Source organism: Paenibacillus allorhizosphaerae (genome assembly GCF_042659105.1).
Classification (GTDB): Bacteria; Bacillota; Bacilli; order Paenibacillales; family NBRC-103111; genus Paenibacillus_G; species Paenibacillus_G allorhizosphaerae.
The window spans coordinates 1,707,231-1,733,352 of record NZ_JBHSRV010000001.1; the positions used below are offsets into that span (position 1 = coordinate 1,707,231).

The 26,122-nt window shown below is 49.7% G+C and carries 28 protein-coding genes; 10 read left to right on the forward strand and 18 right to left on the reverse strand.

What is annotated here, in order from left to right:
- Window positions 1-208: 208 nt before the first annotated feature.
- Window positions 209-544 carry a hypothetical protein gene (locus ACFQI7_RS07480; protein WP_218098638.1) on the reverse strand — a complete coding sequence of 112 codons (336 nt, stop codon included), beginning with the start codon at window positions 542-544 and terminating at the stop codon, window positions 209-211.
- A gap of 92 nt (window positions 545-636) precedes the next feature.
- On the opposite strand from ACFQI7_RS07480, the gene ACFQI7_RS07485 reads away from it, so the two are divergent.
- Complete coding sequence (locus tag ACFQI7_RS07485) at window positions 637-1,548, forward strand: alpha/beta hydrolase (RefSeq protein WP_218098639.1); 912 nt, start codon at window positions 637-639, stop codon at window positions 1,546-1,548.
- Window positions 1,549-1,588: 40 nt separating this feature from the next.
- On the opposite strand, the gene ACFQI7_RS07490 is transcribed toward ACFQI7_RS07485, so the two are convergent.
- Window positions 1,589-1,960, reverse strand: coding sequence for a winged helix-turn-helix transcriptional regulator (locus ACFQI7_RS07490; RefSeq protein WP_218098640.1), 372 nt, complete (start codon window positions 1,958-1,960; stop codon window positions 1,589-1,591).
- Between the two features lie 16 nt (window positions 1,961-1,976).
- Window positions 1,977-2,525 (reverse strand): GNAT family N-acetyltransferase, encoded by a 549-nt coding sequence (locus tag ACFQI7_RS07495; RefSeq protein ID WP_218098641.1) that lies wholly within the window; start codon window positions 2,523-2,525, stop codon window positions 1,977-1,979.
- A gap of 211 nt (window positions 2,526-2,736) precedes the next feature.
- On the opposite strand from ACFQI7_RS07495, the gene ACFQI7_RS07500 reads away from it, so the two are divergent.
- Complete coding sequence (locus ACFQI7_RS07500) at window positions 2,737-3,522, forward strand: class I SAM-dependent methyltransferase (RefSeq protein WP_218098642.1); 786 nt, start codon at window positions 2,737-2,739, stop codon at window positions 3,520-3,522.
- Between the two features lie 105 nt (window positions 3,523-3,627).
- Here ACFQI7_RS07500 and ACFQI7_RS07505 read toward each other — a convergent pair whose 3' ends face one another.
- The 7 genes from ACFQI7_RS07505 to ACFQI7_RS07535 form a co-directional block, all read right to left on the reverse strand.
- Window positions 3,628-4,125 (reverse strand): effector binding domain-containing protein, encoded by a 498-nt coding sequence (locus ACFQI7_RS07505; RefSeq protein WP_218098643.1) that lies wholly within the window; start codon window positions 4,123-4,125, stop codon window positions 3,628-3,630.
- 145 nt (window positions 4,126-4,270) lie between these two features.
- Window positions 4,271-5,026 (reverse strand): GNAT family N-acetyltransferase, encoded by a 756-nt coding sequence (locus tag ACFQI7_RS07510; RefSeq protein WP_230414865.1) that lies wholly within the window; start codon window positions 5,024-5,026, stop codon window positions 4,271-4,273.
- Between the two features lie 73 nt (window positions 5,027-5,099).
- Window positions 5,100-5,978 carry a phosphotransferase enzyme family protein gene (locus tag ACFQI7_RS07515; protein ID WP_230414881.1) on the reverse strand — a complete coding sequence of 293 codons (879 nt, stop codon included), beginning with the start codon at window positions 5,976-5,978 and terminating at the stop codon, window positions 5,100-5,102.
- A gap of 160 nt (window positions 5,979-6,138) precedes the next feature.
- On the reverse strand, window positions 6,139-6,363 hold the full coding sequence (locus ACFQI7_RS07520) for a GNAT family N-acetyltransferase (protein ID WP_218098718.1): 225 nt from the start codon (window positions 6,361-6,363) through the stop codon (window positions 6,139-6,141).
- Window positions 6,364-6,389: 26 nt separating this feature from the next.
- Window positions 6,390-7,145 (reverse strand): isochorismatase family cysteine hydrolase, encoded by a 756-nt coding sequence (locus ACFQI7_RS07525; RefSeq protein WP_218098645.1) that lies wholly within the window; start codon window positions 7,143-7,145, stop codon window positions 6,390-6,392.
- Entirely contained in the window at window positions 7,145-7,594 is a 450-nt protein-coding gene (locus ACFQI7_RS07530; protein WP_218098646.1) for an NUDIX hydrolase, read from the reverse strand. Before ACFQI7_RS07530 ends, ACFQI7_RS07525 begins: the two co-directional genes overlap by 1 nt.
- A gap of 48 nt (window positions 7,595-7,642) precedes the next feature.
- A complete protein-coding gene (locus ACFQI7_RS07535) occupies window positions 7,643-8,494 on the reverse strand; it encodes a helix-turn-helix transcriptional regulator (protein ID WP_218098647.1) in 852 nt (283 codons plus the stop codon).
- Window positions 8,495-8,684: 190 nt separating this feature from the next.
- Between ACFQI7_RS07535 and ACFQI7_RS07540 the strand changes: the two genes are divergently transcribed.
- Window positions 8,685-9,704, forward strand: a complete 1,020-nt coding sequence (locus tag ACFQI7_RS07540; protein WP_218098648.1) for an aldo/keto reductase — start codon at window positions 8,685-8,687, stop codon at window positions 9,702-9,704.
- 268 nt (window positions 9,705-9,972) lie between these two features.
- Here ACFQI7_RS07540 and ACFQI7_RS07545 read toward each other — a convergent pair whose 3' ends face one another.
- The 4 genes from ACFQI7_RS07545 to ACFQI7_RS07560 are packed head-to-tail and all read right to left on the reverse strand — an operon-like array spanning window position 9,973 to window position 12,831.
- Window positions 9,973-10,359 carry a DUF5050 domain-containing protein gene (locus ACFQI7_RS07545; protein ID WP_218098649.1) on the reverse strand — a complete coding sequence of 129 codons (387 nt, stop codon included), beginning with the start codon at window positions 10,357-10,359 and terminating at the stop codon, window positions 9,973-9,975.
- Entirely contained in the window at window positions 10,356-11,438 is a 1,083-nt protein-coding gene (locus ACFQI7_RS07550; protein ID WP_218098650.1) for a DUF5050 domain-containing protein, read from the reverse strand. Before ACFQI7_RS07550 ends, ACFQI7_RS07545 begins: the two co-directional genes overlap by 4 nt.
- A gap of 25 nt (window positions 11,439-11,463) precedes the next feature.
- Complete coding sequence (locus ACFQI7_RS07555; RefSeq protein ID WP_218098651.1) at window positions 11,464-12,261, reverse strand: hypothetical protein; 798 nt, start codon at window positions 12,259-12,261, stop codon at window positions 11,464-11,466.
- A 15-nt stretch (window positions 12,262-12,276) separates the two neighbouring features.
- Entirely contained in the window at window positions 12,277-12,831 is a 555-nt protein-coding gene (locus tag ACFQI7_RS07560) for a GNAT family N-acetyltransferase (RefSeq protein ID WP_218098652.1), read from the reverse strand.
- 264 nt (window positions 12,832-13,095) lie between these two features.
- Between ACFQI7_RS07560 and ACFQI7_RS07565 the strand changes: the two genes are divergently transcribed.
- Entirely contained in the window at window positions 13,096-13,695 is a 600-nt protein-coding gene (locus ACFQI7_RS07565; protein ID WP_218098653.1) for a Crp/Fnr family transcriptional regulator, read from the forward strand.
- A 68-nt stretch (window positions 13,696-13,763) separates the two neighbouring features.
- Window positions 13,764-14,336, forward strand: coding sequence for a peroxiredoxin family protein (locus tag ACFQI7_RS07570; RefSeq protein ID WP_218098654.1), 573 nt, complete (start codon window positions 13,764-13,766; stop codon window positions 14,334-14,336).
- Between the two features lie 112 nt (window positions 14,337-14,448).
- On the opposite strand, the gene ACFQI7_RS07575 is transcribed toward ACFQI7_RS07570, so the two are convergent.
- Window positions 14,449-15,429 carry an aldo/keto reductase gene (locus ACFQI7_RS07575; protein WP_218098655.1) on the reverse strand — a complete coding sequence of 327 codons (981 nt, stop codon included), beginning with the start codon at window positions 15,427-15,429 and terminating at the stop codon, window positions 14,449-14,451.
- A 635-nt stretch (window positions 15,430-16,064) separates the two neighbouring features.
- On the opposite strand from ACFQI7_RS07575, the gene ACFQI7_RS07580 reads away from it, so the two are divergent.
- Complete coding sequence (locus tag ACFQI7_RS07580) at window positions 16,065-17,348, forward strand: ABC transporter substrate-binding protein (RefSeq protein ID WP_218098656.1); 1,284 nt, start codon at window positions 16,065-16,067, stop codon at window positions 17,346-17,348.
- A 56-nt stretch (window positions 17,349-17,404) separates the two neighbouring features.
- Here ACFQI7_RS07580 and ACFQI7_RS07585 read toward each other — a convergent pair whose 3' ends face one another.
- Window positions 17,405-19,096, reverse strand: a complete 1,692-nt coding sequence (locus ACFQI7_RS07585) for an ABC transporter ATP-binding protein (RefSeq protein WP_377516755.1) — start codon at window positions 19,094-19,096, stop codon at window positions 17,405-17,407.
- 664 nt (window positions 19,097-19,760) lie between these two features.
- Here ACFQI7_RS07585 and ACFQI7_RS07590 point away from each other — a divergent pair.
- Both ACFQI7_RS07590 and ACFQI7_RS07595 read left to right on the forward strand, forming a co-directional pair.
- The gene (locus tag ACFQI7_RS07590; RefSeq protein ID WP_218098658.1) at window positions 19,761-20,264 is read left to right on the forward strand and encodes an RNA polymerase sigma factor; all 504 of its coding nucleotides are present in this window, start codon (window positions 19,761-19,763) and stop codon (window positions 20,262-20,264) included.
- A 1-nt stretch (window position 20,265) separates the two neighbouring features.
- Window positions 20,266-21,123, forward strand: coding sequence for a DUF3298 and DUF4163 domain-containing protein (locus ACFQI7_RS07595; protein ID WP_218098659.1), 858 nt, complete (start codon window positions 20,266-20,268; stop codon window positions 21,121-21,123).
- A 128-nt stretch (window positions 21,124-21,251) separates the two neighbouring features.
- Here ACFQI7_RS07595 and ACFQI7_RS07600 read toward each other — a convergent pair whose 3' ends face one another.
- A complete protein-coding gene (locus ACFQI7_RS07600; protein WP_218098660.1) occupies window positions 21,252-22,976 on the reverse strand; it encodes a proline--tRNA ligase in 1,725 nt (574 codons plus the stop codon).
- A gap of 427 nt (window positions 22,977-23,403) precedes the next feature.
- On the opposite strand from ACFQI7_RS07600, the gene ACFQI7_RS07605 reads away from it, so the two are divergent.
- Window positions 23,404-23,934: a hypothetical protein gene (locus ACFQI7_RS07605; RefSeq protein WP_218098661.1), complete on the forward strand. Its 531-nt coding sequence runs from the start codon at window positions 23,404-23,406 to the stop codon at window positions 23,932-23,934.
- Window positions 23,935-24,015: 81 nt separating this feature from the next.
- Here the strand turns inward: ACFQI7_RS07605 and ACFQI7_RS07610 are convergent, their stop codons facing one another.
- The gene (locus ACFQI7_RS07610; protein WP_218098662.1) at window positions 24,016-25,017 is read right to left on the reverse strand and encodes a type I glyceraldehyde-3-phosphate dehydrogenase; all 1,002 of its coding nucleotides are present in this window, start codon (window positions 25,015-25,017) and stop codon (window positions 24,016-24,018) included.
- Between the two features lie 186 nt (window positions 25,018-25,203).
- On the opposite strand from ACFQI7_RS07610, the gene ACFQI7_RS07615 reads away from it, so the two are divergent.
- The gene (locus ACFQI7_RS07615; protein ID WP_218098663.1) at window positions 25,204-26,031 is read left to right on the forward strand and encodes a stalk domain-containing protein; all 828 of its coding nucleotides are present in this window, start codon (window positions 25,204-25,206) and stop codon (window positions 26,029-26,031) included.
- Window positions 26,032-26,122: the final 91 nt, after the last annotated feature.

Below are 26,122 nucleotides of genomic sequence, written 5' to 3' on the forward strand. Positions count from 1 at the left end.
CTGCATTCCCAAAGGAATAGCAGCCGGTTTCACTTTACTTAGTAAGGGATATATTTTCGAATCGAATGAACGTATTCTTTCCTTCAATAAGCCATTGTCCGGGCGTAATGCCGCTTACTTCGCGGCTTCGATCCATCGATCTCCCTCCTCATTGATCTCGCGGATCGTCGTGTTGATATCCTTCCCTCTGAGGAATTCCTTGTACTTTTTATCGAAGATGGTTCGGACTTTCTCGGTATAAACCGATTGTGCCACAAAAGGCGCAGGCTTGCTCTTGAAAATATTTGCGCTTAACGCCGGAATAAGCAACGCGGATTTTGCGAGCTCCAGTTGAACCTCGTCCGAGAGTCTTGTTGGTTTTCGGGTCAACGAAGGGCAAGGAAAGCGAATGGCTCAGCTTATCGAAACTTTCAATCTCCAGTCCTTGGTACGGAAAACAATAATGCAACATTACCAACCCTAAGGCTGAGTGCTGCTTGCATATTCCAGTTTCAGTTGCTAAAAAAGCTCCCATATCCAAGGCACTTTTTTGAGCGCAAGCCACTTTAAAGTGCCTTCTTAACAAAAACCGGACGATGGATTAATGTTGAATTACAAATTCAAATAACTCAAATAAAGAAAAGGAAGGTAAAGCATATGAGCATGCATGAGCAAACAAGAAAATTTCTGGAGGATATTTCGGGGTTTCCGCCGCTTCATCTTTTATCGCCGGAAGAAATCAGAAAAGTCGTCGTTGCGACGGCCATTTCAGACAATTTCGAGCTGGCGGGCACGGAAGATAGACAGCTGCAAGGTCCGCACGGCGCATTCGCCGTAAGAATTTACCGGCCGACCGACGAGAAGAAGCTTCCCGTAATTTTGTTTTTTCACGGAGGCGGCTTCGTATTCAACCGAATGGAGCATTTCGACCCGATGTGCAGCAAACTGGCGGCGGCAACCGGCTATGCCGTCGTGTCCGTCGATTATCATCTGGCGCCGGAGCATAAATTTCCCGTTCCGGTCGATGAAGCGATGTTTGCCGCCAAATGGGTACATGAGAACGCCGCTTCGCTGGGGCTGGACCCGGGCAACCTATCCGTTGCGGGCGAAAGCGTGGGAGCAAATCTGGCGGCCGTGGTCGCGCAGCTTGCCCGCAACCAAGGCGGTCCGGCCATCACGATGCAAATCCTGCTATGTCCGCTGACGGACTGGTCCGGCGACCATGAATCGATGCGTACGTACGGCACTGGTTATTTTCTGACCAGCGCCCTTCTTGACTATTGCGCCGGCCATTATTTGAACGATGAAGCCGATAAATGTAACCCGCTCGCCTCTCCCCTTTTGGGAGACGTCGCCGGATTGCCGCCGGCCTTGATCGTTACCGCCGAGTACGACCCGCTCCGCGACGAAGGGGAACGGTACGGACAAAAACTGATCGAAAACGGCGTCAAAGTGACGTCCAAACGGTATCCCGGGATGATCCACTTGTTTTATGCCATGACGGACGTGTTCGATGACGGCAACGACGTGTATGATCTGATCCGCCAAGAACTGCAAAAGGCGCACTAAACTCGATCCGCACCGCCGCTATCTTTACCGGTATGCTAGCTTACGCGTTCTCCTTGTCGTACGCTTTTCTCGCTTGTAATACGGAATCATAGTGAGCATCGGTCCACTTGTGCAGGATCCGCATCGGCTCAATTAAGGTTTTGCCTAACGTCGTTAACTCGTACTCAACGGTAAGGGGGACGGTTGGATAAACGCAGCGGCTTACCAATCCGTCTCTCTCCAGTTGACGTAGCGTCTGCGTCAGCATCTTTTGCGTTACGCCTTCAATGGCTTTCTTCAAATCGCTGTAACGCTTCTTGCCGTTCTCCAGCTCATAAAAGACGAGGACCGTCCATTTGCTTGAGACGACTTCCAGCGCGCGACGATAATGGCACGGAGATTCGTTATCTTGTGACGGAACTTGCTCGTTCATATCAAACGCTCCTCTCTCAGGAAGACAATCTCTCCCATTCCTGTTCCAAAATGCTGAATACAAGGGAATCGCGCCATCCGTCCCTTAATAATAACGTATCGCGCATTCGTCCTTCCTGTGTCATGCCGATATTGGTCAGCACTTGGGATGACCCGATATTGCGGGGATCGCACGTAGCATAGATGCGATGCAACCGAAATTCGCTGAATCCATATTTCACTAATAATCCCACGGCTTCGGTAGCAATGCCTTTCCCCCAATAATCCGGATGAACAATGTACGCAATTTCTCCGCTTCGGTTAGAAGCGCTTCTTATGTTGATCTCTCCCGCGCCGATCAGCTTTTCCGAGCCTAGCTCAACGATCGCAAACACAAATCGCGTTCTTGACGCTTTGTTGGCGTCGTCTATAATTTGTTTTACGAATGCTTGTGTTTGTTCTTCATTATTAGGTCCCCAAGGCTGGAAACGGCACACGATTTCCTGGGAAGCATAGGCGTGCACGTCGACCCAATCCGTAAATTTGAATTCGCGTAAATAAATTCGACTTCCTGTCAGCAGTGCCATTGAAAATACCCCTTTTACCTCGATTGCATGAAAAGTAAACAAATAGTAGCATAAACTGGGGACATCTGTCATGTATTCGAAAAGTAGGATCGAGTGGCCGAGATGAGGATGGACATGAGTCGGCCGACGCCGCAGCGGTTATTATTTTTGGCGTCGAAGGAACAAGACAGCGTTCAATAGAATTAATATCCTTTGTGGAGGTGGAATGGACATGCGTCAAGAAAAAAGGGCTACATTCAACGAAGTAGCCGAACTGTATGACCGCGTTCGCAATCGTTATCCCGAGCAATTGTTCGACGATTTGTTCGATGCGACGCAGCTCACTTCGCAAGCGCGAATACTGGAAATCGGGCCGGGCACCGGAATCGCCACGCTCGAGCTTGCCAAACGCGGCTGCCGCATTGTAGCGGTTGAGCTCGGTGCCGAGATGACCGCCGTCGCGCGGCGCAATTTGGCCGCTTATCCGAATGTGGAAATTCATGTCGGCACTTTTGAGGACTGGACCCCGCCGTTGTCTGAGCCTTTCGATCTTGTCATTGCGGCAACGGCGTTCCACTGGCTGGACCCGGAGGTGCGCTATCTCAAGCCTGCTTCTTTGCTGCGCCAAGGAGGTTACTTAGCGATCGTCAACTACGTTCACGTTGCCGGCGGCGATCAACTGTTTTTTGAACAAGTGCAGTCTTGTTACGAAAAATATATGCCGGGAACGCCGCCGAATCTCCGCCTTCCCCAAATTTCCGACATGAAGCCGGATACAGGGCCGCTTGAAGACAGCGGGTTGTTTGAAAAGCCTATTGTTCGAAATTACGTTACGGAGGAAACGTACAGCTCGGAACAGTACATCGATCTGCTATCGACGTACTCCACTCATGGAACGCTTGATGCTTCCAATCGCCGGCAGCTGTTCGAATGTGTAAGCTCTCTAATTGATAACCAGTACAATGGCAAAGTGAGTAAATGTTATCTCAATGAACTTCTTGTAGCGCGCAAATGTTGATTAGGTGCGGTGAAAGCAGATCAATATGACAAACGAAAATGGGATCGGCCCCATGTCAGGAGCGATCCCATTTGTTTACTATCATGAGCCTTTATGAACTATTGGTTATCGACCGTTGCTGTCAGCAATCGGCAGCGAATAGCGCGCGAAGCCTTCCGCATTGTAACGATACCGTTCGCAGATCGTATATTGACGCCCCTGCTTGCCTACCGTCAACCCTTTCTCCGCGATATACGCGTCAATCACTCGTCCCGCCCGATCAAAATCGCCTTCGTAGCTTGCTGCAACAACACAGCGTTGTGCCGGAACCGTCATACGTACGAACCACTCCGGCACGCTATCGAAGGTGGATACCTCCACACATAATATATAGGCATGCGTATCGGATACGTTTTGCCCAGGGACTTGCGGCCACATGCCGTATTGAACGGATGCGTCGACAATTTGGGGCATATGGGCTGCGAGTCCGAGCAAACTATCCTTTGCCAGACGGTATTTACTTGGCATGTCATTCAGTCCAATACAGGGAATGCCAATCAATTTCAACTCGTCATGTTCAATCACCTGTGCCTCCAGGTCCCGCAAAAAAGTTGTTTCTTTCATTTGATGCATCCTCCCATGTCTTCAAAAGTTGTAGAGCTAATTAAGCATTCCTTTCGCTTCGCTCACGGCACAAAACAAAATGAAATCCGTTCACCTGGGGCGATTTTATGTATTCTTGAGTTACAGAGATAGCAGCACAAGACAGTTAATTAAACGGTAAAGCTTCCAACCCTTCAAAATTGCATCGCCAATCAGATACCCACGCGGGAAAATAACCTGATCGTTGAGCTACTCTTTGTGAAGCAAGATTACTGGCGATTACGTCATAACTCGGTACATCTCCACGTGCCAATATTTCAGAAGTTAGCCTGTTTACAAGATAACTCGCCAATCTCGAATTACGGTATTCGGGTAATATGTCTATGCCAATTTGCCACAGTTTTGCACAGGTTTTGCTTGCTCCTGCCACACCAACAATTTCCCCTTCTTTCTTTGCAAGCACAGCCAGATCAGTCTGCCAGGGATGATTCGTATCATATATAATTGCATTATTGAATCTTGTAACATCAAATAAATTGACCACTTCATCTCGCTCAATCAGTACAAATGTAAAATTTCCCGGTGGTGACAAAGGCTTTATTCTTTTCAGATCAGGCAGATAATGCAAGTAAAGACCTCTGATAAATGGCAAGGAGAATACGGTATCCCTGTCTTTGCCTTGCATATGCGTTTTGGCAATTAACAACCGTTCCGGCGTAGCCGATACCACAATTGATTTCCCCATAGATACAATTTCAAAAAAACGCGCATTCCTCCGAAATGGCCTGCGTCCGGGATTTTCTTTAGCTTCGACAAAAATAATGCTGTCCTTTTCGCCATTCAGGTCATCGATCGTGCAATTCAGATCAATTGCAAGTTGCGATTGCACAATGTACATCATTTCTTCTTGTGTCATAATCATCGTATACCCATTCCTTTCGCTTCGTTCACGGCACAAAACGAAATGCTCACATCTCTTGTTATCACTCTTTCTTTCAGATGTTGTATGCTCGTACCCAATCTTTAAGCAACGTAATTTCTTCCTGCACGTTTTTATAAAAAATATCATGTCCCCAGCTTTCCGCAAAAAAGGCATACAAACTGCCCATATTAAAAATGCGGCGAAAAACGGCAAATATGTATAATGAGTCCAGTTCTTTCGCAGATAAGCTTCTATCTTTCGTGTAACCGCTTAAAAAAGCTTCTTTTCTGCGCTCCCTTTTCTCCATTGCTTCACGGTCGACGCCCCATCCGTAGCGACACACGAGCAGCGAAATATCATAAGCTCTCCAGCCGTACCCGCTTAAATCAAAATCGAAAATTATCGGATTTCCCGAGTGATCAAATCGTATATTGCCTCCATAAATGTCCCCGTGACAAAGCCCATAGGTCGGCAACGTTTTTGTAAAATCAGCTTCGATTTTTCTTTTCGCTTCAGCAGCAATACTATTCAGGAACTCAAAATCAAAGGGATATGTGTTTGCATATTTCATTAAATATTGCATCGAATGATCGATCAGAGAGGCGCAATCAAGATGCCAGCGTTGAACGGGAACGGTGATTTTATCGAAAGCATTGTGAATGGAAGCGATATAAGTGCCAAGCTTCTCGATCATCTCCCCGTCGGTTCCGCCCTCTTCCCCTTCTACTTCGTCATAAAGAACGCCAAATCTGATCCCTTCTACGGCTTTCAATTCCAATACATAGCTTCCATTGTTGCGGACTACCGGATCGACGACGCGAATACTTTCTTTTTTTAAATGATGGAGTAACGAGACTTCCGCCTCGATCTCTTCCAATGTACGCAAGCCGCAGTAATAAATTTTCAAATAATACTGCTTTAAACCCGCTTTGACTACATAAGTATCGTGCATTCCTTTGCGATATAAATGGCAATGAATGGTCTCGGCGACCAATGAATAATTTGAGCGGAAAACCGTCTCTAAAGCTTGATTGGATAAAATCGATGCTTGCGTAGGGAAATAGGCGCTCACGGTCAAATAGGTTCACATCCCTTCGTCCGATAGTCGATGATCAAAGCTCTTTAACGAATGCGATTCGATCAAAACCGGGTTTGAAAAAATCTTTCTCGCGTTCCGTCATTTCAAAACCAAGACTGCTATAAAACTGCAGCGTTGCTTCATTCCCGGCATGACCTAGCGTGTAAAGAATAACGCGGCTCGAGCTCAACTCACGAACCGCATTGCAAATCGTATGGATCAGCGCTTTCCCGATCCCTTGACGTTGGGAATGGATAATACGATAGTCTCATCAATGGCACACGTTCACTGTAGGTCGTATTGCCGTGAGCCTCCATCCTCCATCCGCTTGCTATTTAAGAATTCCGTCGAGGTCGACGTATAGCCGATATCGGTTTCGAACAAACGCAAAAAAACGAATCGCATCCAGCCTCCCTCAACATTATGAGGATCGGTCGTATCGGGAAATTCGAACGAATCGGTACAATCCCGCAACAGGATGACACGGTAATTATGATGTCTGGCGCTCATACAAGTATGAAATAAGCACGATTTAAGATGAAACCCGACGGCGATAATCGTGTCCACTTCCCATGTTTTCAAATAATAATCAAGCACGGTTCCATGAAACCCGTCTTTACCGGACTTGGGAATCACCGCTTCAACCGGCAGCGGGGCAATGAGGGGATTGTAAGAGGGATTTAGCGGCTTCCAACTATTGTCCAGCTCATGAAGACCGTGAATTCTTCTGGTAACATCATGAGGACCGCCTACGCCTTGAATTGCATTATACAAGTAAACAATCGGCATACCCAACGAACGGGCCAAACGAAGCGAATGACAAATTGGATTTTCTACAACCGAGCGGTTCCCACTCGATTCATCACAGTCCACTAAAAGGAATGCAGTTTTTTGAGGGGTCCATTCAATCTGTAGTCCAGGGTCCACTTTATATTTTCTAACAGGCAAATGAAGCGAGTGAGTCATTTCGTTACAACCCTCCCTGTCCCGCCGTGGCGGCCTTGTTACGACGATCATTTCGACCGCGCCCGAATATTCCATCAGACTAGCGTTTCTCCCTGCGGTACTACATATTGTTCGAAAAACTGTCTTGCCTCGGGAAAAACCAGTCGCACCACGTCTTCCTTGGTAAACCACCGAACACCGTCGATCTCGTCGTCTTCGGTCTTTAAGTCCGTCATATCTCCCGTGTATTCAACGAGAAACATGGTCGTTTCCTGCTTCTCAAAACCGATGATTTGTCTTGTAGGCGCATCGAAAGCAAAGCTGACTTTCGCTTCATACTGCTTTTTAATTACGTACATGGCCGAACCCGTTTCTTCCTTCAACTCCCTTAGCAGTGCAGCTTCCAAATGATCATCGTGCGATTCTAAGCCGCCTTTGGGAAAGTCCCAGACGCCGCTTATTTTGCCTTGCGCACCTTTCACTTTATGTACCAGCAAAAACTTGCCATTGTATTGAACGATTGCGCCTACGGCTTTACGTATCAATTCCGCACCTCTTTCCCCTATTGATCGAATGATCCTCGACATTTGGCGCTAGCGAAATTGAACGACAAATTCGCGAGGCGTCACCCCAAGCATCCGTTTAAAATGGCGGTGAAAATGACTCTGGTCGCTGAACCCGAGCGAGGCGGCGACTTCATGGACGGGAAGTCCGCTGAGCAGCAGCCGCTGCGCTTTGCGTACACGCTCTTGAATGATATACCGGTGAGGCGGCAATCCGGTAGCCTCTTTAAACAGTCGCACCAGATGTGACGAGCTGACATGTGCGGCAGCCGCAATATCGTCCAGCGATATCTCATGCTCCAGATAGGCATGAACATACTGCAGCGCGCCGTCCAACTGTTTCTTCGCGAGCGCCTTGGGCAAAGCCGCCTGCCGTGCGGAGACCGTGCCGTAACGATGGAGCATATGTACCGTCAGCATCCGAATGAGCGAATCGGCATATATTTTGCCTCCCAGTCCGCCATGCTTCAAGTCTTCACACAGCCACTGGGCGATCTGCACCACCCGGTCGTCATGCAGCCGAATGTGCCTTCCGAATTCAACCGCACCGCTCCCTATGGGCAGCTCCAGCTCTGCGGCCACTTTGTCGGCAAGCAGCGTAGACAGATCCAGACGCAGAAAGGAAAGCTCCTTCTCCCACCGGCAAAACGACATATCGCCGGCCGAGAACATATTGATATTGCCCGGCATGGCCACGCCTTCCGCATGGTATCCGTCCGCTCGTTCAAACACCCGCACCGGCTGCGGCGTCGTATGGATTACGATTAAATGACCGGTCAACTCAGGCTCGAATGCCTCTTGCGGAGATACGCCCTCCCATCCCGAAAATTTCAATTCGGACCATTCGAAGTCGTCGCTTGTTACAACAGGCGAATCTGGCAAAAGGAATCCTCCCCTCTTCATCCTTTACTTATTTTACCGCAGTCTTCCAATAATGACCAATACTGCTGTGGAGATTCGTGAGCGTTTTGTTCAATAACGTGATGGTTTTATTCAAGATACAATGGGGTCGCGTTCGATATACTTGATTCGAGAAATGAAAGAACATAACAAACGGAGGCTGAAAAAAAATATGAAATACGCACAATTGGGCAATTCCGGATTGCTCGTATCCAAGCTGGCATTCGGGGCCATGACATTCGGCTCGGGCAATGTGCCTAGCGTGTACAAAGTAGAGCTGGACCAGGCCCAAAAGCTGGTTGACCGCGCAATCGACGCCGGAATTAATTTCTTCGATACGGCGGACGGTTATGCCGACGGACAAAGCGAAGAAATGCTGGGCAGGCTGCTGAAAGCGCGCCGGCAGGAGACGGTTATCGCCACCAAGGCAGGTTTCCGTGTAGGCAAGGGCCTCGTCCAGGCCGGACTATCCCGCAAGCATTTGTTCGCGGCGTGCGAGGCAAGCTTAACCCGATTGAACACCGATTATATCGATTTGTACATCGTGCATAAAACCGATCCGTTCACCCCGCTCCAGGAAACGCTGGAGGCGCTTAACGATCTCGTTCGGCAGGGCAAAGTTCGATATATCGGATACTCCAACTGGCCGGCCTGGATGGCTGCGCAGGCGGTTCAGCTGCAGCGCGAACGCGGATGGGCCACGTTTATCAACGGGCAAATGTACTATTCTTTAATCGGCCGGGATATCGAGCATGATTCGGTTCCTTTCATGAACAACAACGGCGTCGGACTCACGGTGTGGAGCCCGCTGGCTGGCGGCTTTCTAAGCGGTAAGTACACCCGCGACAACTTGAAGGATCCGGATAACCGGCTGAGCGGCTTTGATCTTCTCCCGCATGACAAGGAGTGGGGATTCAGCGTGCTGGATACGGTTCGAGACATTGCGCATTCGCATAACGCCACACCTGCGCAGGTTTCGCTCGCATGGCTGCTGGCCCAGTCTCATGTAAGCAGCGTGCTGGTGGGCTCGAGCAAAATTGCTCAGCTTGAAGATAACCTAAAAGTGGCTGAGCTGAAGCTGACGACGGAAGAAGTCGCGCTGCTGGAGCAGTTGACGCGTCCAACACCGCTGTACCCGAACTGGTTTAGCGCCATGATGATCGATTCCGTCGTTGCGAAAGCGTTAAAATAAAACTAGCAACGATCAGATCGATCGTCGCCCAGGTTCATGGCGATAACGCGATCAGCACAGTAATACACTATAGCGGCAGCCTTGGACATGAGAGATGTTTGGGCTGCCGCTACAGGTGTCGGTATTGCTCTGGTCGACAGGGACGCGGCTGGCATTTGAAGGAAGAAGGGGATCCCTCCCGCTTCTTTCATTGGCTCGTCTTTTCTTATGCTTTCGTCCCGCGAGCAACGTGCCTGTGCGCTTACCTTATACGGCTCGGATCGTTGGTTCACTTTTCAAGCTTGAAATGTTCCAATACGCGATCGCCCATAACCCAGTTGGCGAAATACATTTCGTCCCCGGCTATATAGAGAGCCAGCGGACGGGCCTCCGCGATCTTTTCCCGGCCGGTCCCGTCCATCCTCACCCGTTCGATCGGATTCGAACCGGCAATGCTGCCGGATAAGGCAACGGTAACATAGAGCCAACCGTTATTATAGGTCTTGATCGAAGCCCGCGGGATCTCAAAATCGTTCAAATCAATATCCGTCGATGCATCAAGGCTCATCTTGCGAAGCTGCCTTTGGTCCTGCATGTAGTAAATCCAATCATCGACGATAATAAATGAGGTCACATTTTCCCTTAAAAGCTCTTTCTCTGACCCATCTGCGTTCATCGCATCGCGTACAGTTTGTTTTTCCCGTCTTCCATTGTTCGGAAATAGACTTGACCGCCATACATATAAAAACCCAACACTGCCGGGTCCGCAAGAAGCTGCTGCTCGTTCGAACCGTCAATACTCATCCTGAAAATCCCGACACGTCCTTGGACTTGGGCCGTATCTCCCGTTCCGCTCGGTTGCCGTCCCGCGTACCGCAGGAAGTACATATACCCGTCGAGCACCCATAATTGCTCTCCGTCCGTATCCGATACGAGCGTTCTGCCGGTCCCGTCGGTTCGGATTTTATAAATCTCATTCGGTTTGGATGGTTCCGAAACGATATAGTACAACCAGTCTCCTACGACATTGATGGACAGGGCATTATCCGCCGATAGCTCCATCCGATCGGAGCCGTCCAATTTGGCTTTTACCAGACTGTGGGAGCCGCCTCCGCTGCGCAATGGATTCATGTAGACCCACTCGTCCTTCATGGCAAGCTGGCCTCCATTCGCCGCATTCAATGCATCCCTTTGCAACGATGCCTCCCTGGCCTGCCTCTCGCACGATTGAATGCTATAGCCGCGTACATCGTCCCAAGTCGTCTGCCAGTTGAACGCTTCACTGGTGAATCTCCATGTCATCGGAAAATAAGTAATATTGTTGTACAACAGAACGGGATAACGTTCTTGTGAATTATCAATGAGCGAGCCGTTCACTTTCACTGGAAACGGCACGGGAATCGCTACTAATGAATCGCTGCGGTTGTTGGTCTGCGCTGATAGTGTTTGTTTGAGAGGAGCGCACATCTCGTTCTTGTCGAGCGAAAGTCCGGTTTGCTCATTCCACGTCACCGTCAAACCGAGTGCGGACGTATAGTCCCACGTCATGGGAAAGTACGTAATATTGCGGTAAAGCAGTAGGGGGTATGGGTTGTGCAATTGATCGATAGCCATTCCATTGACGGTAACCGGGAATGTCGGATACGCAGCTGGGTACTCCGTTGACGACGCTTTAGCTGAAGAATCAGGCCAGGCGAATGCAAGTCCTGTGAAGATAATCACTGCTGCAGCCCGTACGGCTATGGTTCGAAACATAACATAGGCTCCTTTCCGCTGGAAATTAAAAATATAATCCGCCGTTCTGTTCATCATACTGCAAATCACTTGGCTTCACTTTATCGGTACTACGCAAAATCATGGAGTGCTTCTTTGCATCGTAACGGAAGTGATACACATCAATAAAGTCCTGCCCCGCCCCGTATCCCCCGGTTACGATGAGTTCCTCTCCGTTTGACTTCAAACGGCGGTTCGGCAGTTGGCCTATATTCGTCAAAACCCGAGCTGGTTCCATCTCATACGTGATCGGGAAAGCTTTCCCGTCTTTTACTCCGAATAAATACGTCTCCAGCGCATGACAATCGGTGTAACGCGGAACATAGACGAATATATCCGTTTCTCCCAACGTAAACTTTTGCAGCTCGACAGGCGTATCGACCGGCTGAATAATTTCGAAGTCGACCGGAAAAGTAAATATTTTGCCCGGCTCGCCGCCCGATTTGGCTTCCCATACCGCTTCATAGTCTCCCGACCAGTTAAGATCGGCCTCCTGTCCGTAGCAGCTGGGCGCACCCAATGGAATAACGCTCGCTTGACTTGCCGGTTTGACGATAAGACGCCCCTTCGGATGCGCTCCGATCGCCCGGACCGACACATCCTGTTTCTTTTGCGGCTCCCCGGTCACCGGCGCGGGAACCGGGGCGGTGGGCGAGGCATTCCCTTCCGCAGGGGCAGGCGTAATGACCGTTTTTTGAACCGCAGCCGGGGAAGATACAGCCGTTACGCCGGGCCCGCCGCGGCAGGCAGTAAGCGCCAGCAAGCATACTGTTGCAATAAGAACTCCGTTCATTTTTCGATTCATAGTTTCATTCCTTCTTCACAGCAGCTCTTTATAGTAAAAAATGGTTGCATGAAGCTCACCGTTTGCCGATCTCGCATAGTTGGGAATTCGCCCCGCCTCAATAAATCCGATAGATGCATACAGGCGATTCGAGGGATCCCCTTCTCTCGTATCGAGAACTAATAGCGAACGGCCTTCCTGCTTCGCTCTCTCTTCAGCCATGCTCATTAAAGTACGTCCGATCCCTCGGCGCCGGTAGTGCGGATGCGCCATCAATTTGGCGATTTCGGCTCGATGCGCTCCGTTCTGCTTTGAACTTAAATGCAGCTGTACGCTCCCGACGATCTTCTTGTTTATGGTGGCGGCAAACAAAACGACATTCGGACTTAATACCGTCCCCCAATATTCAGCAGCATCGGGATATTTCAATGGCGGCAAAAAGCCGATTGACGCGCCGTCCTCCACGACCAGCATTAAAAGTTCCGCGAGTTCAGCAAGCCGCTCACCAATTGATTCCAGTTGTTCGACTATAATTTGGTTATCCAACGCAATCCCCTCGAATTCGCATAAGATTCTTGCTTCTTTGTTCATTTTATTATTCCTTCTATATCGACTCGGATTACATGATCATTGTTGCGCAATTTTCAAAAAAAATATTGGCCCTTGCAGTCGAAAAAATAAACCATTCTTCATTTGACTGGCCTCCGTGCGCTCATGCTTGTAAAATAAAGCTATCCACATTACCCGATCGGAGAAACTGTCATGACGAAAGCCCTCCCTGATTTGCATACTTTATTCGATACATTTCCCTGCTTCCGAACACTCCCCGCCGAGGAATGGAAGGCTGCACAGCCCATGATCAAAACCATTCCCGCTCAGGCGTCACTATTTCACAACGAAGAGGCGGGTAAATACGCTTTTTTCCTGCTCTCCGGAACGGCCGGGATTACCAACATAACTGCGGACGGCCGCGAAGCGCTAACGGTACGTTTATCAGCCGGCGATATTTGCTCCATGATGGTGCTGAGCGGATTGAGCGGTCGGGAATATCCGGGGAACGTCACCGCCGAGACCGAGGTGACCGTACTGTACGTTGCGAAAAGCTCGTTTTTGCGCTGGGTCCAAATGTATGAGCCTGTGCGACATGCGGTATTCGGCAGCGTACTGGACGGCTTGATTCGCATGGGCAGCCTTCTCACCGAAAAATCGTCGCTCCCGTTAGACATACGGTTAGCGGACACGTTGCTCAAGCTGACTTCCGAACGACAACCGGGCGTGAAGATCACGCATCAGCAGTTAGCCGTCGAACTAGGATCCGCTCGCGAAGTCGTCAGCCGCCAGTTGAGCCGTATGCTTAAAAAAGGCTGGATTTCAACGGGGAGAGGATCCGTTTCCATCCTCCAGCGCGAGGCGCTCGAAACATTCGTTGGTGACCAGGTCACAGAAGAAGGTTAACTTCCTTTGGTATAGTAACCGCAGTCCCATAAGACTTAGATGCTACTATTGATCGGGAGGTTATCGCAATGAGAGTTTCATTAACTACAGGGGACGCCGCCCCTGATTTTACATTCACGGGCATCGACGGCACGCCCGTTCGTTTGTCCGATCTTCGCGGAAGAAAGGTGCTGATCGCGTTCTTTCGCAACGCCGCCTGCGCGCTTTGCAACTTGCGGGTGCGGCATTTCATTCGTCGCTATGACGAGTGGCAGCGGCAAGGCTTGGAGATTGTGGCGGTCTTCGAATCGCCGCAATCCAGCATATCCCGACATGTCGGCCGGCAGGAAGCGCCATTCCCATTAGCTGCCGATGCAGGGGCAGACCTCTATGAAAGGTACGGCGTTGAAGTTTCGGCAGAGAAAGTACAGGCGACGATAGCCGATGCCAATACGAAGACGTTCATATCCGAAGCTGAAGCCGAAGGCTTTGCCTTGACTCCCGAGGAGGGAGCCAATATGCACCGCATTCCGGCCGAATTTCTGATCGACGAGAACGGCATCGTGCAAGTGGCGCATTACGGCCGACTGGTGACGGATCATTTGCCCCTGGATGCAATCGATCGTTTCGCTGCTTCGGGCCATTCCGAATCGGCCGACTAAAGGATCGTTACGCATCGTCTTCTTTGCAAAGCGAAGGGCTGCCAAAACGGCAGCCCTCTCTTTATATAGGTATCGCGATGCTTTTGTCCGATTCCATACCTGCTGCATCGCATTACCACGCATACGCTTCAGGCGTTTCGCCGCCCGGCCCGGGGAAAATCTCATTCAGCTCGCGCAGCACGTCCTCGCTCAGCCGAATTTCAACCGCCCGGATCGCATCCTGCAACTGTTCCACCGTTCTCGGCCCAATGATTGGAGCGGTTATGTCCGGATTGGCTAGTGTCCAAGCCAGCGCTACATTCGCTTCCTTCTCGCCAAACTCTGCACATAAAGCGGAAAACCGTTCCAACTGCCCGCGATGCTTGTCCAGCTGCTTCTGCCGCTTGGCGGTGCGGGTACCGACATCGGCTTTCAATGCGGAGCCTCCGAGCAGCCCTCCGGCCAGCGGACTCCACGCAATCACGCCCAACCCGAGGTCGCGCGCCGCCGGCAGCACTTCCATCTCGGGAAGCCGCTCCAGCAGGTTGTACTTATGCTGCTCGCTTACAAGTCCCATGAAATGCCGCTCTTTCGCGGCTGCTTGCGCCTTCACCAGGTGCCACCCTGCAAAGTTGCTGGACCCGATATAATCGACTTTACCCGACCGTACCTGCGTTTCGAACGCTTCCCACAATTCCTCCCACGGCGTCCGTCTGTCAATATGATGCATCTGGTACAGCTCCACATGATCCGTCTGCAATCTCCGCAGCGATCCTTCGAGGTGGCGCCTGATTTTGTATAAGGACAAGCCCCTTGCATCGTTAGGCCCGTCTAAGGTATCGGACATCGGCTCATACACTTTCGTAGCAAGAATAACTTTCTCCCTTCGCTGTCCTCCCTGCGCAAACCATCGTCCGACGATGGCTTCCGTCAGACCGGCATTTTTGCCCCAGCCGTAAATATTGGCCGTATCGAAAAAAGTAATGCCTACGTCGAGCGCTTCATCCATAATGCGAAATGCCGTCCGTTCGTCCGTATCGACGCCGAAGTTCATCGTGCCCAAACATAGCCGGCTTACCCGCATCCCTGTTTTTCCAAGAAACGTATACTCCAATTCCAACTCCTCCTCCGATGTTTGTTCTTACATTATTGGAGACGTTCGAAAAATATAAATGGACGCAAAAAGAAGCAACTTTTTTCTGACAATTTCACAACAGTTCAAGCGCTTTATTCAAGATGGCATCCCGGTTCTCGCACATATGCTCCCGTTCATTCCGGACAGCGATATCCGGCGATATGCCAATACCCTCGAAATCGGCTCCGTCCGGTATATATGCTCGAATAGTCCCGAAGAACGAAATCGGATCTGTGCAGATCGTTCATAAGAAATAAGCATGAACGGTTTGTGCAACAACCCTTTTGTTCGAAAGCAGTGAATCTTATGTCATAATTTCCCAGTCCCTATGTCATTTCTTTGCATATAATACCATCTCGCGATATGGTAATATTTTCTTAAGTCATTTATTTTCCAACGGTTAATATCCTCTTATTAGAGCTCCTAGAATATTCTGCTCGAACTTTGCCCTACCTGCCTGCATAAGCTTTCCTTGAAGTTTACGGATAAACCCCACTACACAGCCCGATTTCATGAATACAATCACGATTGAAGGTTATGAAGAAGAAACCCGTTTTTTTAGACTTCATTGGTAACGCTTTCATATAAACTCTATATGAGCAGGAGGAATAATTATGATTCGAAAAGCCATGACCGTGTTGCTCACGCTGAGCTTCCCCGCAGGAGCGCTTGCAGGATGCGCGAAACCCGCCGCCGAGGGACTTCCGGCCAAAGAAGGCAACCGTATTGAAATTACAAGCCCAGTGACCATCAATGTGCTTGGGAACGCCTCGATGACTGACGAAGCCTTTCAAATGCTGATTACAGATCCTGTAAGTAAGCAATATCCGAATATTACCGTGCAGAGGGTAAAGGGAAAATTGGAGGATTTTTTATCCTCAGGAGAAGTCCCGGATTTAATAACGGATTGGAACGGGGCCGTGCCGAACTACGTCAATTTCGATCTTGTGGAAGACATGGCACCGCTGCTGAAAAGGCATAATTTTGACCTCGGCCGGTTCCATTCGGTTTACCTTGACGCGATTCGAGTGAACGCCGATAAAGGCGAATTATATGCGATTCCTTACTACGCGCAGCTGAACGCGTTATTTTACAACAAAGATTTGTTCGATAAATTCGGCGTTGCTTACCCGCGGGACGGCATGACATGGGAAGAGACGATTGAACTCGGCAAACGAATGACGCGACTCGACAACGGCACGCAAATTCAAGGCTTGAACTACGAGAACTTGACCCGCATTTCCTTCCCCTGGTCGCCGGACATCGTGGATAAGAAAAAAGAACGGGCCAACGTCAACAACGAAATGTGGAAAAAAATTATCGATTTGGCCAAAACGATCGATTCGATTCCCGGCAACAGCCCGAACCGAACGTTTGCCAAAGGCGAGGTCGCGATGTTCGCTACGGTCGGGGATCAGCTTGCCAGCATTAAAAAAGCGGTCGAGGAGCAGCTCTTTAGCGTAGGCGTAGCCCAATATCCGAGCTATAAAGAACTGCCTAACAAGTACGGGATGGCCGACGCCCACTATATTTTCGTGACGAAAGGCAGCAAGAACAAGGATGCCGCGATGAAGGTGATTGAGACGCTTACTTCCGACGAGGTGCAGCTCATGGCCTCCAAATTGCTGGCCAAACAGTCGCCGCTCAAAAATCCGGATATTCAAAAAGCATATGCTTCCGAATTTCTCAAAGGGGTCGACATGCAATCGATTTTCAAAAGCCAACCCTCTCCCGGCACGGCGTTCTCCAGATACTATCTGGACGCCCGCAGTTTACTGGATAAACAGTACACACTGGTTCGGGACAGCGGCAAGGATAGCAATTCGGCCTTAAGAGATGCGGAGGAAACGATCAATATGCTTCTCGACGAAAAGAAGGCGGCGGAAGTCAAGAAGTAACGATCCTCCGTTCGCAAAAAAGCCGGCTGCTTCACGGGAAGCAACCGGCTTTCTCGTTACGTGACGGAAACGTTCCGATCCCGTGCGTCTCCGTCAGCCAAGTATTTATTCCACAGGCGGGTGAACTCCCCGTTGCGGCCGCAAAGGTCGGCAAACGTGCCTTCCTCGACGATGGTTCCTTTTTTAAATACGTATACGTAATTGAAATGCTGCACCAGATGCAGCCGATGCAGAACGCTTACGACGCACCTGCCTGATAAATGCTCGAATAACGCTTCGAATATATTCCACTCGTTGGACGGGTCCACGTTGGAAGTTGGCTCGTCAAGCAGGACGATTTCGCTGTCTTGAATGGAAAATATGCCTCTGGCCAGCGCAAGCCGCTGTTTCTCGCCGCCGGATAACGTAACGCCTTTCTCGCGAACGTCGCTTTCAAGACCATTGGGCAGTCGCTCTAGGACATCGCCGAAACCGGCTATCCGTATTGCCGATAGAAGATCCTCATCCGTCGCCAGCATGCCCATCGTTATATTGTAGCGGATCGTATTCTCGAATATTTCTGGTTCCTGCGGAATGAGCGTCGTGATGCCGCCAAGCGACGAAAGCGGCAGAGACTTGCCCTCATCGCTTATCAGCGTACCTTCTTGAGGAGATAGCAAGCCGCGCAATAGCTGCAGCATCGTGCTTTTTCCTGCACCGCTCTCGCCGACCAAAGCAATTTTGCGGCCTTTCGTTAGCGTGAGCGAGATGTCATCCAACCGGGACCGTTCATCGCCATAAGAGAAATATAGCGATTGGACATGAAGCCGGTTCCACGGATCCAGCACGGTCCGCTCCTCAAGCTTCGTATGGCTTCTTTCTCTTTCGCTACAGATCGGCTGCACGGCTTCAAAATCATTTTTTTGGTGAATAACGGCTTCGTAATCGAACGTGTAAAATTTAAAAGAAGAGACGCATTGCCGGATATAAAAGAAAATCGCCGTGACGGATCCGATCAGAATCGGTTGTCCGGCTTGTTTTTGCGATACAATATAATAAAAGATCGTCCCGACTTCAAGAAGCATGAAAATAGATGCGGCAATAAAACATTTGATCTGCGTAATATGATGCTCTTTCACGATATGCGGGAAAGCTTTGTTGACGCGCGCTTCCAAATCTTTTTTGGCTGACGGTCCCAATCGCAGCGTAATTATCGTTCGAATGTTGCTGATATAATCGTGAAGCGCGGCCGCTACTTGATGAAACTTATCATTCTGGGCCCGGTATTCCGGCACGGACCATTGATATAATCGCTTTGTAATCATAACTGAAAGGATCCCGCTGCACACCGTTATGGCGGATACGGCCGGCGATATTTGCCACAGGATGATCAAAGGTCCCCAAAACTTCATAAAAAAGGCTACGTAAGTATACTGCGAAACGCAGAAGCTGTGAAGTCCGTCAGCCGCTTTATTGACCCGATCGATGACCGCCCCCGAATGGTTGTCGGTATGCCAGCGAAGCGGCAGCGATTGAAGATGATCGTACATCGCCAGGACGAATCTTCTCCGGCTTCGGAATGAGACGAATCGTTCGATGTTACGAGCGCCGCGGTGAAACATTTCAAAGACGGAGAAACAGAGAACATAGAACAGAACCCACTGGATAACCTCATCGATGACCGTGGCGCGATTGCTTTGCAGTGTGCTCATGATCATCGATAACGCAAACGGCTGGCCCAGTTCGCCTAGCAAAGAAACGGTATGCAGCGATAAATAGACGACTACTTTCCAGCGTTCCCGGTCCGCATACAACCAGAGCTGCTTAAACATATAAACGAATTCCACGTATTCTCTTCCCTTCCCTAGATATCGTTCCCGAAAGATCCGATATTCGAAGGAGGGGCTCGAGCATTAGGTCAAACGCGTCAAATCACCGCAATGTCCTCCAGTCTTTTTTATGTAAATTTTTACCTAAAGTACCATGCAGCCCGGGATGATGTCAATAGAAACCTGGGTTGAAAATTTCCGATCCTCCCCTGTATTTTATGCCCTCGGGCAGCTGCTCAACAGATCGTTTAATCGTATCCGTCATAACGTAATAACGGGCAATGTGAGTAAATACGCCCTGCGGCTAACGTTGCTCTCCACGGATACAGTCGTCTTTCCAAAATAAGACCCTCAGCTCATTACTGCGGGTCTCTTTCCGTGATCGGTCATGATTATGCCTCCCTCCTCCATTCAGCTTATGTATTTTATCTAGCCCTTTCGGGATTGGGCAAAACAGAAAAATGTGCTTGCAATGGAAAATAATCCGACCGAAGAGCTACCTAGCGGGAATCCGCCAACACCTAACAAACTTTTTATGGAGCTCATACGTCATACCTAAGTAAAGCAAGAAAATGATACGCGCGTATCAAAGGAGAGTCTTCAAATGAATAGCAAGTCAGAACAATTACTTATTCGTTTTATTACGGAAAACAAAGAGAATATGTACCGATTGGCTTTCAGTTATGTAAAGAATGCCGAAAATGCGCTGGATATCGTTCAAGATTCGATCCATAAGGCTTTAACATCCTTGGAAAGCATAAAATCCGAAGGCTCGATAAGGGCCTGGTGTTTCAGGATCGTCGTGAATACATCGCTCGACTTCCTCAGAAAACAAAAGAGGATTCAGCTCGTGGATGATACAACATTGGAATTGCGCGGTCCCATTGTTGAAGACGCCTATCATGATGTGGATCTAGAGAAGGCGTTGGAGGAGTTGCCCTATGCTTTTCGGACCGTGGTTGTACTTCGATATTTTGAAGATTTAAAACTTGAAGAAATTGCGGAAGTGCTGAATGAAAACATCAGTACAGTAAAAACAAGATTGTACCAAGCCCTGCGTAAACTTCGAATTCAAATGAGCAGTGAAATATTGGAGGAGGTAAAGTAAAATGAACGAACAGTTGGAACAATTGAAAAAAATATATAAGAATGTGCCGATTCCCGGTGAATTAGATTTCGTCGTGAAGAAAGCTCTCCGGCAAAAAAAGCAAAGACATTTGATGATAAAGCGTCTTGTCGGGATTGGAGCGGCGGCAATTGTATTGGTAGCGGGCATTAATACGAGTCCAACCTTTGCAAAGGCGTTATCCGAAGTGCCGCTCGTTGGCCCGGTGATCAAGGTGCTGACTTTTAAAGAATTTAAATTAGATGACGGAATGGCCAATGCGGATATTAAAGTACCGGCGATTACGAACATGGATAATAAAGCGCTGGAAGCCGCCCTGAACAATAAATACCTGGAAGAAAATAAAAAGCTATACAACGATTTCACGGCTGAGATGGACAAATTAAAACAAAATGGCGGAGGTCATCTGGGGGTAAACAGTGGTTATGTCGTCAAAACCGACAACGACCAGATCCTTGCCGTAGGCAGGTATGTTGTCAACACGGTCGGTTCTTCCTCGACGACATTCAAGTACGACACGATCGACAAGAAAAATCAAATTTTGATTACTTTACCGAGTCTATTTATGGATGACCGCTATATAAGCCAGATTAGCGAAAATATTAAGGAACAGATGAAACAACAGATGAAGGCGGACCCTAATAAGGTTTATTGGCTAGAGGGCAGCGGAGGCTTTGAAGCGATCGCCAAAGATCAAAGCTTTTATATCAACAACGAAGGCAAACTGGTCATCTCCTTTAATAAATACGAAGTCGCTCCCGGAGCAATGGGCGTGTTGGAATTTATCATACCGACGAATGTAATTGCTGACGCATTGGTTAGTAAGGAATATATAAAATAATTCAACGGTACATCGTACCATTCTTAAAAAATGGTACAATCCTGTGAGGAAGCGGTCTTGATTCGATCATATAGACCGCTTCCTTTTTTCGTCGCCAAACGCTTGCTAAGTCGTATTTCACTAGTTGCTTACCTGCTCCTTGCCAATATCGGCTCTAACGTTTCCATAATCCGGGAGAATGCCTCCTCCTTGGACAAGAGCTGCTTCTCGTTGTCTTTGCGCTCCGCATATTCCACGTTCCCATTCGCGGCATGCTTGCCGACAACCACCCGTATCGGGATGCCGATAAGCTCGGAATCGTTAAATTTCACGCCGGCTCGTTCATCGCGATCGTCGAGCAGCACTTCGATTCCACGCTCGCGCAAACGGGCGTATAGCTCTTCCGCAAGGCGCATCTGGACTTCGTCCTTGATCGATACCGCAATGATATGCACATGGTAAGGCGCAATCGCCGGCGACCAAATCATGCCCCGCTCATCATGATTTTGCTCGATGATCGCCGACAGCATCCGGGACACGCCGATGCCGTAACAGCCCATAATGATAGGCTGCTCTTTGCCGTTCGCATCCAAGTAGCGTGCGCCTAAAGCTTCGCTATATTTGGTGCCGAGCTTGAACACATGACCTACTTCGATGCCCTTGAACAATTGAAGCGAGCCGTCTTCGCACTGCGGACAGCGGTCGCCTTCGTTCACGTTTCGGAAGTCGCCTGCGCGTTCGACCGGAAAGTCGCGGCCGGGCACGACATGCTTCCAGTGATAGTCCGCTTCGTTCGCCCCGGCGATGGCGCATGGCATCTGCGCAACGGCTGCATCGACAAGAACCGGTATTTGCAGCCCTACCGGCCCTGCAAATCCTACGGGTGCGCCGGTAGCGGCTGTGGTCGTCTGAGCATCGGCCAGCTCCAATTCCAGCGCGCCGACTTCGTTCTTCACTTTCGTCTCATTCACTTCATGATCGCCGCGAACCAATACGGCCAGCGGCTTCCCATCGGCCATATAAATGAGCGTTTTGATCATGTCCCGAGGCTCCGCGTGCAAATACTGCTTCAATTGCTCAATGGTACGAACATGCGGCGTATGGATCTTCTCCATCCGGTTTCTCTCAGCGTCCGTGTACGTATGGCTCTCGGCACGAGACTGCGCTTTCTCCAGATTCGCCGCGTAGCCGCAGCATGTGCAAGCTGCGATCGTGTCCTCGCCGATGTCGGCCAGCGCCATAAATTCATGCGTGCCGCCTTCGCCGCCAATCGCTCCTGCATCGGCCTCGACGGCCCTGTAGTTTAATCCGCAGCGCTCCATAATCCGTACGTACGCGTCGTACATTCTCCTATACGATGTATCCAGACCTTCCCAGGTGGCATCGAAGGAATATGCGTCTTTCATCAAAAACTCTCTGCCGCGCAGCAGCCCGAACCGGGGACGAGGCTCATCCCGGAACTTTGTTTGGATTTGATACACGGCTACGGGCAGTCTCCTATAGGAGCTGAACTCGTTCTTTACCAAAGTGGTGATCACTTCTTCATGCGTAGGACCGAGGGCAAACTCGCGGTCATGACGGTCCTTCAGCCTGATCAGCTCCGGCCCGTATACGGTGTAGCGGCCCGATTGCTTCCACAGCTCGGCAGGCTGCAGCGCCGGCATCAGCATTTCCTGTGCACCCGCGCGATCCATTTCCTCTCGCACGATTTGCTCCAGTTTGCGCAATACCCGCCTGCCCAGCGGCATGTACGTATAAATGCCCGCAGCAAGCTGTCTGATAAACCCAGCCCTGAGCATAAGCTGATGATTTACGGCTTCGGCATCCGACGGAGCTTCACGTAACGTGCTGGAAAATAGGGACGACTGTCGCATCGAAAATCACTCCTTCTAAAAATGAAATGAAAAACAAAAAGACACATTCATCAGGGACGAATGTGTCGTGGTACCACCCAGTTTTAATCGCAGGCAATAGCGATCCTCTGCCCGATTAACGGTCGGTGCCGGCAGCGGATACTCGATTTCACCGCTACAGCTCGCAAGGCGGGGAGCATTCATTCGTATGGAGAAGCCTTTCACCCGGGGGCTTCTTCTCTGTAACCGACGATATGAACCTCATGTCCTTGGTCAAAGCCATTGTTTTCGTAATTTGCTTTAATTTACACTATTTGTAGCGCATAGTCAACTAATAAAGCCCCTTGCATCATGCAGCCGAACGTTTTGCAGCTTGATTCATTGCAACCATCGCCACCCGAATTGCGTTTATAAACTAATAGACGAAACGGATAGAGGGGGCTGTACGATGGATTACATACGGGATTATGCGATGTATACGGCCATTTTCGGCATATTTAGCTGCAGCTGGTTCGGCTGGGCGCTGGAAAACCCGAGACCAAGCTGGCGCCTGTATCTCGGCATCGCTTCCGGCATTTCGCTGCTGGTTGGCTTATTCGGTATTTATTTAAGCATAACGCATTGGGACGCAGGCACGGCCTTGTCGGAGCCCGGCGCATACGATCATTACTTGCTGTTCGTCTTCATTGAGTTTTTCTTGGCTGGTATCGGCGCTTTCTGGCTGCTAAAAAATAAACGTAGTAATGTTGTCGCTCCATGGATTGCTTTTATTGTGGGCGTTCATTTTTTCTGGCTAAAAAGCGTATTTCAAGATGCCGGCTTATATCTTCTGGCCGTACTTCTCATCGCGGTGTCGGTCATTTCATTATTCGTCTCCAAAAAGCTTAACGTCGCGAGCAGTGCGATTACCGGAATCGGCGCGGGTACCGTGCTGCTCTGTTTTGCGGTATTGGGATGGATCCGCTTCGTTACCGCCTGAAATCAGACTCCGCTCGCATTCATGCCAAGAAGCCTTTCAACCGAAAGGCTTCTTATCCGTTGTTCCTTCGCTAACATTATCTCATTGCCGGGAAAAATAAAGTGCTGCTTCCACCAATCGGGTGGCGTAGCCCATTTCATTATCATACCAAGCAGCAACGGATAACAAGTTTCCATCGAGTACTTGGGTTAACGGAAGATCAATGATCGATGAATGGTGTTCGCCAACGATCCGGGCGGAAGAAAACTCGTCCTCAAGGACGGATAATATGCCGCGTAATTGATCGCTACTCGCAGCCGTTCTGAACATTTCATTCACTTCTTCACGCGAAGTGCTTTTTTCCACTTGCACATTCACCTCAACGATGCTGCCGGTACGAACGGGTACCCTGTACGCTTTACCGGTAATATTGAGTTCCGGCCATATAAATTTAAGCGCTTTGGCTGCGCCCGAAGAGGAAGGAATAATGTTCTCGGCCGCCGCCCAGGAGTCTCTCATCGCATTCATAGGCTGGTCGGTTAAAGATTGGCTGTTGGTGTAGGCATGCACCGTAGAGAAAAATCCGCTCTTGATCCCCAGCTTTTCCCCGATGATTTTCACTACCGGAGCCAGCGCATTGGTGGTGCAGCTTCCCATGCTAATAATGTGATGCTGTGACGGGTTATAATCTTCCAAGTTAATGCCCGGCAGCAGAATCGCATCGCAGTCCTCCATCGACTTGCTTGGAGCGCTTACGAGCACTTTCTTTGCCCCGCGATCCAAGTGTGCCTGGGCGCCGCTTCGAGTCGTCGCTCTTGCCGTACAGTCGATAACGACGTCGACGCCCAGCGCTCCCCAATCCGGCAATGCGTCTTTCGAATTCAGATATGCAATCTCGTTATTGTCTATGATGAATCGATCGGATTGAGCCGTTACATGGCCCGGATACTTGCCGTAGTTCGTATCGTATGCAAACAAGCTTGCCAATGCTTTACTGTCTTTAATATCGGAGATTGAAAATGGAACAAACATGTTTTTTAAAAGCGCGGCTCTCGTGGCCGTTCTGCCAATTCTCCCGAATCCATGGATTGCAATGTTTCCCATACTATCGCTCCCTCTCCTATCATTTATGGGACATATAATGTCCCGTAGGGACTTATTTCGTCCACAACTGAATTATACCACCCTTTTTATGGGAAATCAATCCCGTTTCCAATGCAACAAAGACCGATCGGACTGCGTTTATTTGTTAGAACGATTAACGTTTAAAACGATGGAGTGTGTGCCGCCTTGAAAAGAGTTCCATTAACGCTTGCGATGAGCGCCGGCCTGCTGATCGCCGGTACGACGACCGCTTTTGCGACCGATGCCGTGAAAGCCGTGTTATTTCCCATTCAAGTATTCATCAATGGGAAAGCTCCGGCGCTTCCTGCGGAAAGTCCGGTCCTGAACTACAACAATCAGACTTACGTCCCCCTCCGATTTTTCTCCGAGCAGCTCGGGCAGCAGGTCGAATACAACCAAGGCCGGACGAACGAGCAGAGCAGCGTAACATTGGGTTCTCCGGACCGCGGTTCGGCGGGGCAAGCATGGCATTTGACCTACTTGATGCAGCCCGGCAATCATAGAGATGCTCCACTCTCCCTCATGTTGAACATGAAGGAAGTAAATCCTGAGGAAAACAAGCCTTTGGAAGACCGCAAGTATCAATTTCAAGCTTCGATTTATAACGTCGGCGAGCAGGATCTGGTTCTGTTAAACGGGTTCAAGATCGATTTGGAAATGGTGAGAGGAAGCGAAGACGGAAACAGGGAGGTCGTATGGGAAGGCTCCATCGAACACACCCCTTTGAAGGACGGCCCGGCCCATATCAACGGGCTTCCGATTCCCGGAGCGAATAACGACATGTTTTGGGGCGTTCAATCGCCGGCCTGGAGCTGGGATGGCAAGGATCGCAACGGCGCTGCGCTGAAGCCGGGATCTTATTTTTTAAGACAAAAGGAAGGCGCTCATCTGCAATATACGATCATGAACGGATCATCCGAAATTCAGATGCATCAATTCAATCGCAGCATGGCTAACGGGATCGCCGGTTTCGACATACGCCCTCTCCCTTAAATGAAGCAAGGCTGCCGAGCTAAGAATATGGCCGGCAGCCTTGCTTTGCATATAACCGTATCAAACGTCGAAGTCCGATTGCTGCAACAAG